General features: G+C 68.5%; 20 protein-coding genes. 18 read left to right on the top strand and 2 right to left on the bottom strand.

The annotated features are described in order from the left end of the window. Positions 1 to 6: 6 nt before the first annotated feature. The 6 genes from ILT42_RS00150 (at position 7) to ILT42_RS22700 (ending at position 2820) form a co-directional block, all read left to right on the top strand. Positions 7 to 567: a head-tail connector protein gene (locus ILT42_RS00150; RefSeq protein WP_204213278.1), complete on the top strand. Its 561-nt coding sequence runs from the start codon at positions 7 to 9 to the stop codon at positions 565 to 567. Between the two features lie 191 nt (positions 568 to 758). Continuing rightward, positions 759 to 1091, top strand: coding sequence for a phage head closure protein (locus tag ILT42_RS00145; protein ID WP_204213277.1), 333 nt, complete (start codon positions 759 to 761; stop codon positions 1089 to 1091). Continuing rightward, a complete protein-coding gene (locus tag ILT42_RS00140) occupies positions 1088 to 1498 on the top strand; it encodes a DUF3168 domain-containing protein (RefSeq protein ID WP_204213276.1) in 411 nt (136 codons plus the stop codon). The genes ILT42_RS00145 and ILT42_RS00140 overlap by 4 nt, the downstream gene beginning before the upstream one ends. Before the next feature lie 246 nt (positions 1499 to 1744). Further along, entirely contained in the window at positions 1745 to 2155 is a 411-nt protein-coding gene (locus ILT42_RS00135; protein ID WP_204213275.1) for a phage major tail protein, TP901-1 family, read from the top strand. Between the two features lie 102 nt (positions 2156 to 2257). Continuing rightward, positions 2258 to 2599, top strand: coding sequence for a gene transfer agent family protein (locus tag ILT42_RS00130; RefSeq protein ID WP_204213274.1), 342 nt, complete (start codon positions 2258 to 2260; stop codon positions 2597 to 2599). Then, positions 2596 to 2820 carry a phage tail assembly chaperone gene (locus ILT42_RS22700; RefSeq protein WP_204215093.1) on the top strand — a complete coding sequence of 75 codons (225 nt, stop codon included), beginning with the start codon at positions 2596 to 2598 and terminating at the stop codon, positions 2818 to 2820. The genes ILT42_RS00130 and ILT42_RS22700 overlap by 4 nt, the downstream gene beginning before the upstream one ends. Positions 2821 to 2894: 74 nt before the next feature. Here the strand turns inward: ILT42_RS22700 and ILT42_RS00120 are convergent, their stop codons facing one another. After that, positions 2895 to 3254 carry a hypothetical protein gene (locus tag ILT42_RS00120; protein WP_204213273.1) on the bottom strand — a complete coding sequence of 120 codons (360 nt, stop codon included), beginning with the start codon at positions 3252 to 3254 and terminating at the stop codon, positions 2895 to 2897. Between the two features lie 250 nt (positions 3255 to 3504). On the opposite strand from ILT42_RS00120, the gene ILT42_RS23240 reads away from it, so the two are divergent. Further along, on the top strand, positions 3505 to 3849 hold the full coding sequence (locus tag ILT42_RS23240; protein ID WP_204213272.1) for a phage tail tape measure protein: 345 nt from the start codon (positions 3505 to 3507) through the stop codon (positions 3847 to 3849). A gap of 4 nt (positions 3850 to 3853) precedes the next feature. Here ILT42_RS23240 and ILT42_RS00110 read toward each other — a convergent pair whose 3' ends face one another. Continuing rightward, the gene (locus ILT42_RS00110; RefSeq protein WP_204213271.1) at positions 3854 to 4096 is read right to left on the bottom strand and encodes a YdcH family protein; all 243 of its coding nucleotides are present in this window, start codon (positions 4094 to 4096) and stop codon (positions 3854 to 3856) included. Between the two features lie 69 nt (positions 4097 to 4165). Here ILT42_RS00110 and ILT42_RS00105 point away from each other — a divergent pair, with 69 nt between their 5' ends. The 11 genes from ILT42_RS00105 to ccmE all read left to right on the top strand — a co-directional run bounded on the left by ILT42_RS00105 (position 4166) and on the right by ccmE (position 16694). Next, complete coding sequence (locus ILT42_RS00105) at positions 4166 to 4804, top strand: DUF2460 domain-containing protein (protein ID WP_204213270.1); 639 nt, start codon at positions 4166 to 4168, stop codon at positions 4802 to 4804. 50 nt (positions 4805 to 4854) lie between these two features. Next, on the top strand, positions 4855 to 5739 hold the full coding sequence (locus tag ILT42_RS00100) for a DUF2163 domain-containing protein (RefSeq protein WP_204213269.1): 885 nt from the start codon (positions 4855 to 4857) through the stop codon (positions 5737 to 5739). A 195-nt stretch (positions 5740 to 5934) separates the two neighbouring features. Beyond that, positions 5935 to 6360 carry a C40 family peptidase gene (locus ILT42_RS00095; protein WP_204213268.1) on the top strand — a complete coding sequence of 142 codons (426 nt, stop codon included), beginning with the start codon at positions 5935 to 5937 and terminating at the stop codon, positions 6358 to 6360. After that, on the top strand, positions 6360 to 10226 hold the full coding sequence (locus ILT42_RS00090) for a baseplate multidomain protein megatron (RefSeq protein WP_204213267.1): 3867 nt from the start codon (positions 6360 to 6362) through the stop codon (positions 10224 to 10226). The genes ILT42_RS00095 and ILT42_RS00090 overlap by 1 nt, the downstream gene beginning before the upstream one ends. 65 nt (positions 10227 to 10291) lie before the next feature. Further along, entirely contained in the window at positions 10292 to 11839 is a 1548-nt protein-coding gene (locus ILT42_RS00085) for a DUF2793 domain-containing protein (RefSeq protein WP_204213266.1), read from the top strand. Further along, positions 11836 to 12579, top strand: a complete 744-nt coding sequence (locus tag ILT42_RS00080) for a glycoside hydrolase family 108 protein (RefSeq protein ID WP_204213265.1) — start codon at positions 11836 to 11838, stop codon at positions 12577 to 12579. The genes ILT42_RS00085 and ILT42_RS00080 overlap by 4 nt, the downstream gene beginning before the upstream one ends. 61 nt (positions 12580 to 12640) lie before the next feature. Next, on the top strand, positions 12641 to 12955 hold the full coding sequence (locus ILT42_RS00075) for a PepSY domain-containing protein (RefSeq protein WP_204213264.1): 315 nt from the start codon (positions 12641 to 12643) through the stop codon (positions 12953 to 12955). A 14-nt stretch (positions 12956 to 12969) separates the two neighbouring features. Continuing rightward, positions 12970 to 13641 carry a response regulator transcription factor gene (locus ILT42_RS00070; protein WP_204213263.1) on the top strand — a complete coding sequence of 224 codons (672 nt, stop codon included), beginning with the start codon at positions 12970 to 12972 and terminating at the stop codon, positions 13639 to 13641. Positions 13642 to 13646: 5 nt separating this feature from the next. Beyond that, a complete protein-coding gene (locus ILT42_RS00065) occupies positions 13647 to 15071 on the top strand; it encodes an ATP-binding protein (protein WP_407664526.1) in 1425 nt (474 codons plus the stop codon). A 70-nt stretch (positions 15072 to 15141) separates the two neighbouring features. Then, on the top strand, positions 15142 to 16236 hold the full coding sequence (gene ccmI, locus ILT42_RS00060; protein ID WP_204213261.1) for a c-type cytochrome biogenesis protein CcmI: 1095 nt from the start codon (positions 15142 to 15144) through the stop codon (positions 16234 to 16236). Beyond that, positions 16233 to 16694, top strand: coding sequence for a cytochrome c maturation protein CcmE (gene ccmE, locus ILT42_RS00055; protein ID WP_204213260.1), 462 nt, complete (start codon positions 16233 to 16235; stop codon positions 16692 to 16694). Before ccmI ends, ccmE begins: the two co-directional genes overlap by 4 nt. The last annotated feature ends 1 nt before the right edge of the window (position 16695 follow it).

Here is a 16695-nt window from a genome sequence, read left to right as displayed (position 1 = left end):
GTTTCGATGAATCCGATACTCATCGGCGGCCCGGCCGTCGAGCCGGTTTCGCTCGCTGACATGAAAGCGCATCTGCGCGTCGACGGCGAGGACGAGAATGAACTGATCGCCGGTCTCGTCAAAGCCGGGCGTCTGATGGTCGAGTCCGCCTCCCGGCGTCTCCTGATCGAGCAGGCCTGGCGGGTGACCCTGGACGCCTGGCCGCTCGACGGCGTCCTGTCGCTGCCGGTCTCACCCGTCATCGCCCTCGACGCGGTGCGGGTGGCAGGCGAGGGCGGCGCGATGGTCGATGTCGATCCCGGCGCCGTGGAGGCCGATCTCCTATCCGACCCGCCGCAGGTGATCGTGCGGGGCGCGCCGCGCCCGGCCCGGCCGCGCAACGGCATCGCCCTGGATCTTCGCGGCGGATACGGGGCCTCCGCCCATGACGTGCCCGCCACCCTGGCTCTCGCCGTCAAGCTCGTCGTGGCGCATTGGTTCGAGCACCGGGGCGACATGGAAGGCCTGCAAACCCTGCCCGCCGATGCGCTGGCGCTGATCGCGCCATTCCAGCGGATCCGGATGTAAGCGGCACTTCGCCTCGACACCTCATCTTCACTCGACCTCATCCTGAGGGGGAGCCGCAGGCTCGTCTCGAAGGCGGGCTTCAGCAGAGTGTTTCCTGTGCCAACTGCATCATCCTTCGAGACGCTCGCTGCGCGGGCCCTCAGGGTGAGGTTTTTCGATCATCTTTTCATCTCTTTATCAAAGCCGTCGCCATGACCAAAACCCTCTCCATCGGCGCGCGGGCGCGCCGCTTCGTGCTCGAACTGCCACTGGAATCCCCGGACGGTTTCGGCGGGTCCATTCGGTCCTACGCGCCGGGGCCGCAGGTCTGGGGAGCCGTCGAGATGCTCTCCGGCCGCGAGCGGGTGCGGGCCGACCGCCCCGAGCAGACGCTGACGCACCGGATCACCCTGCGCTATCGCGACGGTGTGACGGGCGCCATGCGGCTTGTCCTGGGCTTGCGCCGCTTCGCCATCCGGGCGGCGTCCGACCCGGACGGGTCGCGGCGCGAGCTCGTCTGCCTCGTCGAGGAGATGAAGCCGTGACGAGCCCTGTCCTGGAACTGCGCCGCGCGATCCTCGCGGCGGCACAAGCGGATGCGGAACTCGTGGCGCTCATGGGCGGCGCGCTGCGCCTCCACGACGAACCGCCGCGCAACGCCGAGCCGGTCTACGCGGTCTTCGGCGACGTGACCGCGTCCGATTGGTCGACGGATACGGATCGCGGCCATGAACAGGACCTGACCCTCGTGGTCTGGTCCCGGCCCGGGAGCGCCCGCGACGGCCTCTCGGCCGCCGAACGCTTCGCCGCGATCCTCCACGACGCGCCTCTCGTCCTCGACAATCATCGCCTCGTGAACCTGCGGGTGACGAGGCTCGTCTCGGCCCGCGACAAGGACACGAACCTCATCCGAGCAACGCTGCATCTGCGTGCCGTGACGGAGGTGATCTGACGTGCCGGATCTCACCCTCTCCCGTGTGGGAGAGGGGCAGGGGTGAGGGAAGAACCTGTCAGATAAGGATGTGAGTGACTCGACCTGACTTCCTCCCCTATTGGGACCAGCGCCGCACCCCCCTCTCTCCATCTCTCCCCCCAAGTGGGGAGAGAGCCTGTCGTGCACCGGCGCAGGTAGGCTTCTTACATCCTCTCACGCACCTTCCATTTTCCATCCCGGACGGAAACTTTCAAAGGAATCCCCATGCCAGCCCAGAAAGGCAAAGACCTCCTCATCAAGATCGGCGACGGCGGCTCCGGCTTCACGACCGTTGCCGGGTTGCGTACGCGCCAAATCGCGTTCAATGCCGAAACCGTGGACGTGACGCACTCGGAATCCGCCGGGCGCTGGCGCGAATTACTGGCGGGTGTCGGCGTGCGGCGTGCAGGAGTCACCGGTTCCGGCGTGTTCAAGGACGAAGCCTCCGACGCGCGCATGCGCCAAGTGTTCTTCGACGGCGACATTCTCAACTACCAGATCGTCATCCCGGATTTCGGCCGCATCGAAGGCCCGTTCCAACTCACCAGCCTCGAATACAGGGGCGACCATGCGGGCGAGGTGACCTTCGAAATGGCCTTCGAATCCGCCGGCTCCATGACCTTCGCGGCGCTCTAGAACCCCTCTCCCGTGTGGGAGAGAGGCAGGGGTGAGGGAATGCCGTTTCAGAACGAAGCATCGGCCAAGCCGACCAACTGAACCACCGAAGAAGGAACGCACATGCCCAATGCAAGGCGCGGGGAAGTCCCGCTCATCCTCGGCGCGCAAACCTATACGCTCTGCCTGACGCTCGGCGCGCTGGCCGAACTGGAAGACGCATTCCAGGTGCAGGACTTGACCGCTCTCGCCGAACGCTTCGGCACGGGCCGTTTGTCGAGCAGAGACTTGCTCGCGATCCTCGGCATCGGCCTGCGCGGCGGAGGACACTCCATGACGGACGACGAGGTGGCGCGCCTGCCGCTCGCGGACGGCATCGAGCCGCTGGCCGCCGCCATCGCGGCCCTGCTGCTCGCGACGTTCGGAGGCACACCCGCAAACCCTCCGGCGCCGCAGGATCGATAGACGAACGGGTCGAGCGCGACGCGTCCCACCGGAACACCTTTCCTTGGGAGGATGCTCTCGCCTTCGCTCTCGGCATCCTGCGGTGGACCCCGGAAACGTTCTGGCGCGCGACCCCGCGCGAACTCGGCGCCGCTTACGAGAGCTTGGTCGGAAGAACTCGTCATGAGCCTGCGGGGCGGGGTGATCTGATGCGGATGATGGAGGCGTTTCCGGACGGGTGAGACATTTCATCCAAGGATCGTCAGCGCCAGCTCAACACGTTCTTTGCTTCATCAGCTTTAATATAAACTTCAAGTTATATGGGTGCATCACGAATGAGCACTCCCTTTCGAGTTTTGCCAACATAAGGAATACCTTTCGCTTCGACGCACGCAACATAGATCCTGTCATAAGTACTTTGTGAATCCACAGTTACAGCCGCAACAGCTTTTACGGCCTCGTAATGGCAAGTCTTGTCGATGATGCTCCATTCTTGATCAGATCTTTTCCCTACATCGAAAGTCAAATTGTACTTTGAATTATCAGCGCAGCCCGCAGCGATCAAAACGCCGAGAAATGCAATGAATTTGAAGATAAATGAGAACCCTGGCCCACCAAATTCCCGGCAAGATGAAGTTGCTGCTGAAGATCGCAAGCGCCAGCTCAACACGCTCATCTCACTCTCCGACAAATTCGGCGACTCTCTGGCCAACGCGTTCGCCAAGAACGTGTCGGAGGGAAAAAAATTCGACGACGTTCTGAAGTCGATCCGCCAGTCATTGGTGGAGGGAGGGTTGCGACTTGCACTTGCGCCTCTTCAAACCGCTCTCAGTCAGAGCTTGAAGAGCTCTATCACTCCGAGCCCTGGCGGCGCACCTCTCGATTTAGGGGGGCTGTTGGGCGGGCTCGGCAAGGGGCTGACCTCAATGCTCGGCTCCCTCTTCGGCGGAGGCGGCGCGGCCTTCGCGCAGGGGGGCGTGATGTCGCGCGGGATGGTGATGCCGTTCGCCCAAGGGGGCGTCGTCGGCGCGCCAACCTACTTCCCGCTCGGGCGCGGGCTCGGCCTCATGGGCGAGCGCGGCGCCGAGGCCGTGATGCCGCTGGCCCGCGGGCCGGATGGGCGCTTGGGTGTGCGCGGCGGCGGGGGAGGGCGCCCCATGACTGTCACCGTGAATGTGGCCACGCCGGACGCGGACAGCTTCCGGCGCTCCGAGGCCCAGGTCTCCGCCGCGCTGGCGCGCGCCGTGGCGCGGGGCCAGCGCGGGATGTGATCCGTCAGTCGCCGCCGTCCAGCATCGCCATCATCTCGTCCTTCAGGCGCACGCGGCGGCGCTTCATTTCCTCCTCCACATCCTCGGTGCTGGGCTCGACCCGCGTCTCGACGCGGTGGATGGAGCGGTTGAGCTCGTCATATTCGTCATAGAGGCGCGCGAAACGGTTGTTGCTCGTCTTGAGCCGGTGGATCTCCTCCTCGCGGCCCGGAAAGTCGGAGGCGAGGTCGTTGGGATTGCTGCTCATCGTCGGACTCCTTTCCCATCACAAACGCGGCGGCACCCGTGTCGTTTCATTCCAGCGAGGTTCTCCGCCATGGCGGCCGATTTCCATGAAGTTCTGTTCCCCCTCGATATCGGTCTGGGCCGGGCGGGCGGCCCGGTTCGGCGCACCGACATCGTCACCCTGGCCTCGGGCCGGGAGCACCGCAACGCGCGCTGGGCCGCATCTCGCCGGCGCTACGACGCAGGCCTGGGCGTCCGCAGCGTGGACGCGCTCCATGCGGTGATCGCCTTCTTCGAGGAGCGGCGCGGCCGCCTCGTCGGCTTCCGCTTCCGCGACCGCACCGACTGGCGTTCGGGCCCGCCCTCCCAGGCGCCCGGGCCCTTCGACCAGCGCATCGGAACCGGCGACGGCGCGAGCCTGGCCTTTCCCCTCGTCAAGACCTATGGCGGCGGCTTCGCGCCCTACCTGCGCGCCATCGCCAAGCCGGTGGGCGGCAGCGTGCGGGCGGGGGTGAACGGGGCCGAGCAGCCCGTCGGATCCGGCTTCAACTGCGATCCCGCGACGGGCCTCGTGACCTTCGCGGCGCCGCCGCCCGCCGGCGCGGCGATCACGGCGGGCTTCGCCTTCGACGTGCCGGTCCGCTTCGACACCGACGAACTCGACATCGACCTGTCGGCCTTCGACGCCGGCGCGATTCCGAAGATTCCGCTCATCGAAATCGTTCCCTGAACGCAACGCTCTCTCCCCATGCGGAAGAAACCATCTTCGACGAGGCTCCCATGCGTGCCATCCCGGCCGATCTCTCCGCTCATCTCACAGACGGCGCGACGTCACTGTGCCATTGCTGGAAACTGATCCGCCGGGACGGCAGGATCTTCGGGTTCACGGATCACGACCGCGACCTGTCCTTCGGGGGCGTCCTGTTCGTCGCCCGCTCCGGGCTCGAGGCCGCGGAAGCGACGGCGGAGCTCGGCTTCGCGGTGGGCGGCGGCGATGTATCGGGCGCTCTGCTCTCGGCGGGCCTCACGGAGGATGACATCTCGTCCGGGTTCTACGACGATGCCAGCGTCGAGACCTGGCTCGTGAACTGGAGCGACGCATCCGAGCGCATCCTGCTGGACGTCGGCACCATCGGCGAGATCCGCCGCCAAGACGGCGCATTCGTGGCCGAGGTGCGCGGCATCATGCACCGCCTCGACGAAGAACGCGGTCGGCTTTACCGCGCCACCTGCTCGGCGGATCTGGGTGATGCGGCCTGCGGCGTCGCGCTCCCGGCCTTTACGGATACGGGCACGGTGTCGCGCACCGACGGCGCGCTCGGCATCGCCGCAACGGCTCTCGGTTTCGCGGACGGCTTCTGCACGGGCGGCAAGCTCACATGGACGGGCGGCGCCAACAGGGGCGTGTCCGTGGAGATCAAGGTGCATCGCAGAAACGGCGCGGCCTCGGAGTTAGACCTCTGGCAGCGCGCGCCCCAGCCCATCGCGGTGGGGGATACGTTCCGCGTGACGGCGGGCTGCGACAAGACCCACGGAACCTGCCGCGCCAAGTTCAACAACGCCGTGAACTTCCGCGGCTTTCCGCACATGCCCGGCAACGATTTCATCATCCGCCTTCCCCAATCCGGCGAGCCCGGCCTGGACGGCGGCAGCTTCTTCCGCTGAGGCGCCACTTTATACCTTCCCCTTGAGGGGGAAGGTCGCCGCGCAAGCGGCGGGATGGGGTGGGAGGCACCACGCCTAGATATGTCGTGTTTCCACCCCACCTCGGCCTTTGGCCGATCCTCCCCCTCAAGGGGAGGATAGGGCGCCTTATCCTGTGCGCCCTTCCTTATACGCCACTCACCATCGGCTTTCTTCATGACTCCTTCCCTCATCGTTGCCACGGCGCGCGGCTGGATCGGCACGCCTTATCGCCATCAGGCTTCGCTCAAAGGCGTGGGCTGTGATTGCCTTGGCCTTCTGCGCGGCGTGTGGCGTGGCGTGTATGGCGTCGAACCCGAATTGCCGCCTCCGTATACGCCCGATTGGGCCGAGGCCGGCGCCGATACGCTGCTGCAGGCCGCGCGGCGTCATCTCGTCGAGACCGATCCGCGCGGGCTCGACGAGGCCTGCGTGCTGCTGTTCAGGTGGCGGGAGAGCCTCCCCGCCAAGCACTGCGCCATCGCGACCTCCGACCGCACCATGGTGCACGCCCATGACGGGGCCTGTGTGTCCGAGGTCGCGATCGGGCCCTGGTGGCGGCGGCACCTGACCCATGTGTTTCGTTTTCCGGAGCTGATCTGATGGCCACCCTCGTACTTCAGACCGTCGGCTCCGTGGTCGGCGGCATTGTGGCGGGCCCGCTCGGCGCCATGGCCGGCCGCGCGCTCGGCGGGCTGGCGGGGGCCGCGATCGACAACTCGCTTCTCGGGGGAGGCGACAGCAAGGTGGTGGAAGGCCCGCGCCTGAAGGAGATCGACGGTCTCACCTCCTCGGAGGGAGCGCCGATCCCCCGCGTCTACGGCCGCGCCCGCATCGGCGGCCAGCTGATCTGGGCGACGCGGCTCGAGGAGGTGGTGAACACCAAGACCGAGCGTTCCGACAAGCAGGGCGGAAAGGGCGGGGCGGCGGCCGGCGGGAAGACCACCACGGTCACCTATTCCTACTTCGCCAACCTGGCGGTCGGCCTGTGCGAGGGCGCCATCGCCCATGTGCGCCGCGTGTGGGCGGATGGACGCGAGCTCGACGTCTCGACGCTCACCATGCGGATTCACGCGGGCCATCCCGGCCAGGTGGCCGATCCGCTCGTCGTCGCGAAGGAGGGGGCCGAGAACGCGCCGGCCTATCGGGGGCTGGCCTATGTGGTGTTCGAGCGCCTGCCGCTTGCCGATTTCGGCAATCGCGTGCCGCAATTCTCCTTCGAGGTCATCCGGCCGGTGGACGGGCTCAACCGCATGGTGCGCGCCGTGTGCCTCATCCCCGGCGCGACCGAGTTCGGCTACGACCAGCGCACGGTCATGCGCGTGCTCGGCCTCGGCCGGTCGCTGCCGGAGAACGTCCACCAGTTCCAGCGCGCGAGCGACGTGGGAGCCTCCCTGGACGCGCTCCAGGCCCTGTGCCCGAACCTGCGCCGCGTCTCCGTGGTGGTGAGCTGGTTCGGCGACGACCTGCGCGCCGGCAACTGCACGATCACGCCCCGCGTCGACGTGAACGACAAGGAGACGGACGGCGCCGTCTGGAGGGTTGACGGGTTGAGCCGGGCCGGCGCCAGGCCGGTGTCGCAGGTCAACGGCTCGCCGGCCTATGGCGGAACGCCCTCGGACGAATCCGTCGTGCGCATCATCCGCAACCTCAAGGAACGCGGGCTTGAGGTCGTGCTCTATCCGTTCGTGATGATGGACGTGCCCATCGGCAACGCGCTCCCGAACCCCTACGGCGGAACGGGTCAGCCGCCCTATCCCTGGCGCGGGCGCATCACCTGCCATCCGGCGCCGGGCATGGGCGGATCGCCGGACGGCACCGCGGTGGCGGGCGCCCAGGTCTCGAGCTGGTTCACCCGTGACTGGGGCTATCGACGCCTCGTCCTGCATTGCGCGGACCTGGCGCGGGATGCGGGCGGCGTGCATGCCTTCGTGATCGGCAGCGAGCTCATCGGCCTCACGCGCGTCCGCTCTGCTTCCGGGGTCTATCCGGCGGTCACGCAGCTGCACGGGCTCGCGGCGGATGTTCGCGCCCGCCTCGGCGCCGGAACGAAGCTGGTCTATGCGGCCGATTGGACGGAGTACGGCGCGCACGTGCTCGACGGCGGCGACGAAGTTCGTTTTCCCCTGGATGCTCTCTTCGCCTCCGCGGACATCGATGCGGTGGGCATCGACTATTACCCGCCGATCTCCGACTGGCGGGACAGTCCGGACCACGCGGATCGCGCCGTGGCGCGAAGTCCCTACGATGTGAACTATCTGCGGGAGCGGCTCGGAAGCGGCGAAGCGTTCGATTTCTACTATGCGAACGCATCAGAACGGGCGGCCCAGACGCGGCGGCCGATCACGGACGGCGCTTACGGCAAAGCCTGGATCTACCGGGCGAAGGATCTCGTGTCGTGGTGGTCCAGCCGCCATGTCCAGCGTGTCGGCGGCCGCGAAACCACGGCGACCCCCTGGCTGCCGCAATCGAAGCCGATCTGGCTCACCGAGATCGGCATCCCGGCCGTGGACAAGGGACCGAACGGACCGAACGTATTTCCCGATCCCAAATCGTCCGAATCGGCCTATCCGCCATTCTCGCGCGGCACGCGGGACGACCTGTCCCAGGCGCGGGGGCTCGAGGCGATCCTGTCGCGGTTCGATCCGGCGCAGCACGGTTTCGAGCCGGCGTTCAATCCGGTCTCCACGGTCTATGGCGGGCGCATGGTCGATCCGGGCCACGTCTATGTGTGGGCGTGGGATGCGCGTCCGTTCCCGGCCTTTCCGGATTTCGACACCGTGTGGGCCGACGGTGCCAACTGGGAGACCGGCCACTGGATCACGGGGCGCATCGAGGGGGCGCCGCTCGATCATCTCATTCGCACGATCCTGCGCGATTTCGGTCTCGATGCGCCGCTCTCGATCCCGGTCGACGGCTTCATGGACGGCTACGTGATCGACCGGCCCATGTCGGCGCGGGCCGCGCTGGAACCGCTGTCGCGGCTGTTCGGGTTCGACGCCGTCGTGAGCGGCGGCAAGATCGTCTGGCGCGGGCGCGGAGGGGGCGCGGTGGAGGGCCTCGCGCGGGAGGATTTCGTCCTCGACGAGAAGACGCCCGCCTTGCGGCTCACCCGCTCGCAGGAGACGGAGCTGCCGCTGCAGGTCGAGCTGGGCTTTACGGACAGCGATGGGGAATACCGCCGCGCCGCCGTCGCGTCGCGGCGCCTGTCCGGCGCGAGCCGCCGCGAGGCGCGGGCGGATTCCGCCATCGTGACCCGGCGGGCGGAGGCCCAGCGGCTCGCGGATACCTGGCTCCAGGATCTGTGGGCGGCGCGCGAGACGGCAGAGTTCGAACTGTCGCCGCGCCGCATCGACCTCGAGCCCGGCGATGTGGTCCGCCTGCCCACGGACGGGGGCGAGAAGCTCCATCGCATCACCCGCATCGCGGACGGCGCGACGCGCAAGGTTCATGCGCGGGCGGTCGAACCGGCGATCTTCGAGATGCCGGGCCTGTCCCTGCCCAAACCGCCGAGGAAGCCCCCGCCCGTGCCCGGCAAGCCCCTGGTCGTGGTGCTCGACCTGCCGGCGGCCGGGGCCGATCCGACGGTGCTCCAGCACATCGCCGTCGCGGCCGATCCCTGGCCCGGCGCGGTCACGGTCTGGCGCTCCGGCAACGGCTTGGGCTTTGCGCCGACCCATGTCCTCGACCTGCCGGCGGTGATCGGCCGGACGCAATCGGCGCTCGCTCCAGGCCCGCTCTGGCGCTGGGACCCGCGCGCCGCGTTCGACGTCGTGCTCTCGTCCGGCGCGGTCGCGTCCGTGGATGACGAGTCCGCGCTGGCGGGCGCGAATCTGTTCGCGGTCCAGGGCGGCGACGGCCGTTGGGAGATCGTTTCCGTGGCGCGCGCAGAACTGATCGGCGAGCGAACCTATCGCCTGTCACGTCTCCTGCGGGGCCTCGGCGGGACGGAGCTTGAAGCGGCGAGGGACGTTCCGGCCGGGTCGCTGATCGTTCGCCTGGACGAAGCCGTGGTGCCGCTTACCCGTGACATGGCCGATCTCGGCATTCCGTGGCGCTACCGCGTGGCGCCGTCGGGACGGGATCACGCGGACGCGTCCGCGGTCGAATTCACCGCGACAGCCACCCTGGAAGCGTTCAAGCCCTTCAGCCCCGTTCACGTCGCGGCGCGGCGCGAACCGGGCGGCATCCGCCTGACCTGGACGCGCCGCTCCCGGCGCGACGGCGACCCTTGGGAACCGCTGGACGTGCCGCTCGGCGAAGCCACCGAGCGTTACGAGACAGAGATCCTGTCCGGCGGCGTCGCCAAGCGCACGATCATCACCGGTGAACCCTCGCTGCTCTATCCGTCCGCCCTCGAACTGGCCGATTTCGGCTCCCCGCAAACGCAGCTCACGATCCGCGTGGTCCAGTTGAGCGCCTCGGTCGGGCGCGGCTTCGAACGCATCGTCACGATCCGCATGACGTGATGTGAAAAGCGTCACGGCGCCAGCCACCATTCGCCATTCATCATTCGCCAACTCCTAAGGCCCTCATGACCAACACCCCTCATCTCGACCTGCCGCTCCTCGCGGCCGCGCAGGCGCAAAAGCACGTCACGCACAACGAGGCGCTGGCGACGCTCGATGCGCTCGTGCATCTGGCCGTCATCGAACGCAACCGCGCCGCTCCGCCCGCCGCGCCCGCGGAGGGCGCCCGTTATCTCGTCGGCGGCGAAGCGACCGGCGCATTCGCCGGCCATCCGGGCGAGGTCGCGTTCTTCGATCTCGGGATCTGGCGCTTCCTCGTGCCCCGCGCCGGATGGCACGCCTACGTGGAGGCCGAGGATTGCGTCATCGTCTTCGACGGCGCCGACTGGCAGGACCTCGGCCATTACGGACGCGACCTCGACAACCTGGACCGGCTCGGCATCGGAACCGTCGCGGACGACGTCAACCGCCTTGCCGCGAAGCTCAACGCGGCCCTCTTCACCGCCCGCGCGGCGGGCGAGGGCGGGACGGGCAACTTGCGCATCTCCCTCAACAAGAGCGAGACCGCCAACGTCGTGTCCCAGCTCTACCAGCGCGCCTATAGCGGGCGCGCCGAGACGGGCCTGATCGGGGGCGACGATTTCAGCATCCGCGTCTCGGCGGACGGGAGCCTGTGGCGGGACGCCCTCGCGATCGACCGGAACACCGGGATCGTGTCCTTCCCCAGCGGCCTCGCGGGCTTGGCCGGCCTGCCGGGGCCGAACCTGCTCCACAACGCCGCCTTCCTGGTCAACCAGCGCGGCTTTCCGGGGGGATCGCTCGCGGTCGGCTATTACGGCTTCGACCGCTGGCGCGCCGGCACCGGCAACGCGACGCTCAGCCGCGCGGCCGACGGCACCGCGACCCTGACCGGCACCATCGAGCAGGTGCTCGACGTCGACCTGACGGCCTCCCTGCTGGGGGCCGCCCATTATGGCGGTCAAACCTACACCCTGTCCGTCGAGAACCCCACGAGCGCCCTGACGGTGTCCCTCGGTGGGGCGTCGGGCGTCATCCCGGCCGGATCCGGCCGCCGCTCGGCGACGCTGACGCTGGGCCCGGGGGAGACCGGATCCGTCACTTTCCGGCTCCAGGCCGCTTCGGCCTGCGCCTTCCGGCGCCTCAAGCTCGAACCCGGCGGCGCCGCAACGCCCTGGGCCGGCATCGCCCTCGACACGGAAGAGGCGCGGTGCCGCCGCTATTACCAGCGGCTTCCCTTTACGGGTACCACGACGGGCACCCTGGGCGTCCTGGCGCAGAGGGTCTCCGCCAACATGATCGAAGCCCCGATCCTTCTGCCCGTCGCCATGCGGACGGGCGCCGTCCTGACGGCCACCTATTTCGGTTGGACGGCAGGGGCGCCCTCGGGCAGCCAGATGGCGTTCCTCGACAGCGCCACCTCGTCCTGGATCTCCATCGCGGGCACGCCGAGCGCGTCCCTGGCGGGCACGCCCGGCACCCATGCGGCGATCCTGCGCGTCCAGGCCTCCGGAAGCTTCGGAGGCGCCGCCGGCGCTCACGGCACCCTGCACCTCGGCGGCGGCGCCGCGATCGCCCTGCAGGCCGAGCCATGACGGCCCGCTCCTTCGAGCCGGCCCTGCGGGCCGTGTTGGACCTGGAAGGCGGCTTCGTGCGCCATCCCGGCGATCCGGGCGGGGCCACCAATCGTGGCATCACCCAGCGCACCCTGGCGCGCGCCCGGGGCCGACCCGTCACCGTCGACGAGGTGCGTGCGCTCACGGCGCCGGAAGCGGGCGCTATCTACCGCCGCCTCTACTGGGATGCCGTGCGGGCCGACGGCCTGCCGGCCGGAATCGACCTCGCGCTGTTCGACTTCGCCGTCCATTCCGGTCCCGCCCGATCCGTTCGCGCGCTTCAGCGCCTCCTGGGCGTACGGCCTGATGGCCGGGTGGGACGGGAGACGCTGCTCGCCGCCGCCGCGGCCGACCCGGAAGAGGTCATCCGCGGCCTCACCCGCAAGCGGCTCGGCTTCCTGCAGCGGCTCGGCCCATGGCGGCTCTTCGGGCGCGGCTGGAAGCGGCGGGTTCTCGCCGTGGAACGCGCCGCGCTCGCCCTCGTGCCCCAAGCCCTCAAGGAGATCCCCATGCCCGATACCAAGTCCATTCTCGCCAGCCGTACGGTCTGGTCCAACCTCCTGGGGCTGCTGGCCGTCCTGGCGGGCGTGCTCGGTTTCGATGCGTCAGGCGTCGATTCCGGCGCGGTGGCGGACGCCATCGTGCAGATCGTCGCGGCCGGCAGCTTCATTGCCTCCACGCTCTTTCGCATCCTGGCCACCCAGCAGATCCGGAACTGACCGGAGGGCGGATGAAACGTCATTCAGGCTCTATTCACGGCCTTTCCGGCACGGTGCGGCCATGCGTTTCCTAGGGCCCATCCTCCTGTGGCTCGGGCTCTGCGGCGCGGTTCACGCCCAGAGCCCTGAAGCTGTCCCGCTCAACTGCCTGCCGCCTCGCGAGATGCGTCAGGCAGTGGCCGACAAGGGCGTCGTCGCCCCCGTGGCGGCGGTGGTGACGGCCCGGCGGCGGGTGCCCGACGCGGACGTGTTGCGGGCCAGCCTATGCCGTAACGACAACGGCCTCGTCTATGTCATCATGGCCTTGCAGAGTGACGGCCGGATCGTGCAAGTGATGGTGGACGGATCGTCCGGCACCGTCAAATCCGTTCACTAGGGAGTACCGCCACCGTGCGCCTGCTTGTCGTCGAGGACGATCAGACCCTCAATCGCCAGATCGTGACCGCCCTGGAACAGGCCGGCTATGCCGTCGATCAGGCCTATGACGGCGAGGAGGGGCAGTTTCTGGGCGAGACCGAGCCCTACGACGCCGTGATCCTCGACCTTGGCCTGCCCAAGGTGGACGGGGTGTCCGTGCTCAATGCCTGGCGCCGGGAGGAGCGGAAGATGCCCGTCATCATCCTGACCGCCCGCGACCGCTGGAGCGACAAGGTCCAAGGCTTCGACGCCGGGGCGGACGACTACGTGACCAAGCCCTTCCACATGGAGGAGCTCCTGGCCCGCGTTCGCGCGCTTCTGCGCCGGGCCACGGGCCATGCCACGAGCGAGATCGCCTGCGGGCCCGTGCGCCTCGATACCCGCTCCGGCCGCGTCGTGGTGGACGGCAACCCGGTCAAGCTCACCTCGCACGAGTACCGGCTGCTGTCCTATCTCATGCACCATACGGGCCGGATCGTTTCGCGCGCGGAACTGACCGAGCACCTGTACGACCAGGATTTCGACCGGGATTCAAACACGATCGAGGTGTTCATCGGCCGCCTTCGCAAGAAGCTCGGCGTCGACATCATCCAGACCGTGCGCGGCCTGGGCTACCTTCTCGAAGCCTCGCGGACCCCCGCGTGACAGGCCTGCGGGCCCTGGCGAAACCTCTCGGGAAGACCGTCCCGGCCGGATTCTGGAAGCCTCTGGCCGGGCGCTCCATCGCCGTCCGCCTCGCGGTCTCCTCGGTGTTCTGGAGCTTCGTGATCCTCCTCATCGCGGGCCTCATCCTGTCCGCCGTCTACCGCGACAACACGGAGCGCGCCTTCGACCAGCGGCTTCTCGTCTTCGCCAACACCTTGGCGTCCGCCCTCGTGGCGCCGGGCGATCCCGACCGGGATCTCGGCCCCATCGGCGATCCGCGCTTCGAGCTGCCCCTGTCGGGCTGGTACTGGGAGGTGGTGCGTCCGAACGCGCGGGAGCAGAACATCCGCCTGTCGAAATCGCTGTTCGGCGGACAATTGCCGAGCCTCGTGCCGCAAGGCCAGACGCCGCGCTTCGGCGAAATCCGGCGCGGCTACGGCCAAGCGCCGGACGAGCGGGGCCTGCGCATGGTGGAGCGGGACATCGATGTGGGCCAAGAGGGGCGTTTCATCATCCGCGTCGCCGGTCCGGCGGACGAGATCGAAGGCAGCATCCGCAATTTCTCCTTCGCGCTGCTCGTCACCTTCGCGGCCCTGGGCGTCGCGCTCGGCGCCTCGACCCTGCTGCAGATCCGCTTCGGCCTCCAGCCCCTCATCAAGCTGCGCGGCGCGCTGACAGCCATTCGTCGGGGCGAGGCGGACCGCATCCCGGGCGAGTTCCCGAGGGACATCGCGCCCCTCGCGAGCGAGCTGAACCTGCTCCTCGACACCAACCGCGAGATCCTGGAGCGGGCCCGCACCCAGGTCGGCAACCTCGCCCATGCCCTCAAGACGCCCCTCAGCATCATCGTCAACGAGGCCGAGAGCGCCCCGGAGGACGTGGCCGCCAAGGTGCGGGAGCAGGCCGCCCTCATGCGCGACCAGGTGAACTACTACCTCGACCGCGCCCGCGCGGCGGCGCTTGCCGGGACGCTCGGCACCCTGACGGAGGTCGAGCCGGTCCTGGCGGGCCTGTCCCGCACCTTCGTGAAGATCTACCGGGACAAGGACCTCGATATCGCGGTTCAATGCCTGGCGGGCGTGAAGTTCCGGGGCGAGCGGCAGGACCTGGAGGAGATGGCCGGAAATCTCATCGACAACGCCGCCAAATGGGCCGCCTCCCACGTGAGCGTGACGGCGTCCCGGGTCGAGGACCTGGACCGTCCGTGGCTGCACATCCTCATCGACGATGACGGTCCCGGCCTGCCCGAGGAGGCCAGGACCGAGATGCTCAAGCGCGGGCGGCGCCTGGACGAGACCAAACCGGGCTCGGGACTCGGCCTGTCCATCGTGAGCGATCTGGCGGCCCTCTATCGCGGGCGCCTCCGCTTGGAGCCGTCTCCCTCCGGCGGCCTGCGGGCCCGGCTGGAACTTCCGGGGGATGGCGGCTGAGGGCGCATCATTCGTGCGTGACACCGTGCCACCGTCGTGCTTCACCGCAGCGCGCGTTAAGTAGGCCCCCATGGTGATCTGGATTGTCTTGCTGGTGATGACGGCCGCGGCCGTGATGGCGGTGCTGTGGCCCCTGTCGCGCCACGAATCCGCCGCTGCCGGGGACGATCCGAACACGGAGTTCTACCGCCAGCAGATCGCCGAGATCGAGCGTGACCGCGCCCGGGGCATGCTGATGCCGGAGGAGGCCGAATCCGCCAAGGCCGAGGCGGCGCGCCGCCTCATCCGGGCCGGAGCCAGCGCCGATGCGGCCGCCTACGCCGTGGGTGAGCCCGCCCTGCGCCGCCGCCGGGCGGTCTCCGCCCTGGCCCTGTCCCTGGTGCCGATTCTCGCCGTGGCGGTCTACGGCGCCTACGGGTCCCCGCACCTGCCGGTCGCGCGGCCCGCCCCGCAGGCCAAGGCCGCCGACGGGATCGACCTCGCCGCCGCCGTCGGCCAGATCGAGGCCCACCTGGCCAAGAGCCCGGAGGACGGGAAGGGCTGGGACATCATTGCGCCGGTCTACTTGCGCATGGGCCGCGTGAACGACGCCGTGAACGCCTACGCCACCGCCCTCAGGCTTCTCGGCCGGGATGCGAACCGGTTGACCAATTACGGCGAGGCTCTCGTGCTCGCCCAGAGCGGCATCGTGACCGCCCAGGCCAAGGCTGCGTTCGACGAGGCCATCAAGCTCGACGGATCGTCCCCGAGGGCCCGGTTCTATCTCGCACAGGCGGCCGCGCAAGACGGGCAGACCGACAAGGCTCGGGCCGAGTACACCTCGCTTCTCGCCTCCGCACCGGCGAACGCCCCTTGGGTGCCCGTGGTGAAGGACCAGCTCGCCCGCCTCGACGGGACCGCACCCGCTCAAGACAGCCCCATGCCGGATGCCGCTGCGATCCAAGGCATGGTGGACGGGCTCGCGTCCCGCCTTGCGTCCCAGGGCGGCTCGGCCGAGGAATGGACCCGGCTGATGCGCTCCTACATGGTGCTGGGACAGCGCGACAAAGCACAGGATGCCGCCCGGCGCGCCCGCCAGGCCCTTGCGAAGGATGGGGCTGGCCTGCAAATGGTGGACGCGATGGCCCAGGACCTCCAACTGACCGACGACGCGACGAAGCCATGACCCGCAAGCAGCGACGCCTGACCCTCATCGGAACAGCGGGTGCCGTGCTGGCGCTGGCGCTCGGCCTCGTGCTCTTCGCCATGAGCGACACCATCGTGTTCTTCAACGCGCCGTCGGACATCCAGGCCAAGAACGTGCAGCCCGGCACGCGCTTCCGCCTGGGCGGCCTCGTCAAGGAAGGCACCGTGCGGCGTGACGAGAACCAGCTCGTGAGCTTCGAGGTGACCGACATGGCGAGCACCGTCGCCGTTCACTACAAGGGCTTGCTGCCGGATCTTTTCCGGGAAGGGCAGGGGATCGTGGCCGAAGGCATGCTGGAGCCGTCGGGCGTCTTCCGGGCCGATACGGTGCTGGCCAAGCACGACGAGACCTACATGCCGCCCGAGGTGGCCGATGCTCTGCGGCGTCAAGGCCATTGGCAGGGCGAGGCAAAAGCCCCACAACAGGCACAAAATTAAG

Origin of the sequence: Microvirga pudoricolor (assembly GCF_016892705.1) — a bacterium.
In the GTDB taxonomy this organism is placed as follows: Bacteria; Pseudomonadota; Alphaproteobacteria; order Rhizobiales; family Beijerinckiaceae; genus Microvirga; species Microvirga pudoricolor.
Note: the sequence above shows the minus strand (reverse complement) of the source record. Positions and strands in the feature narration are given on the sequence as shown.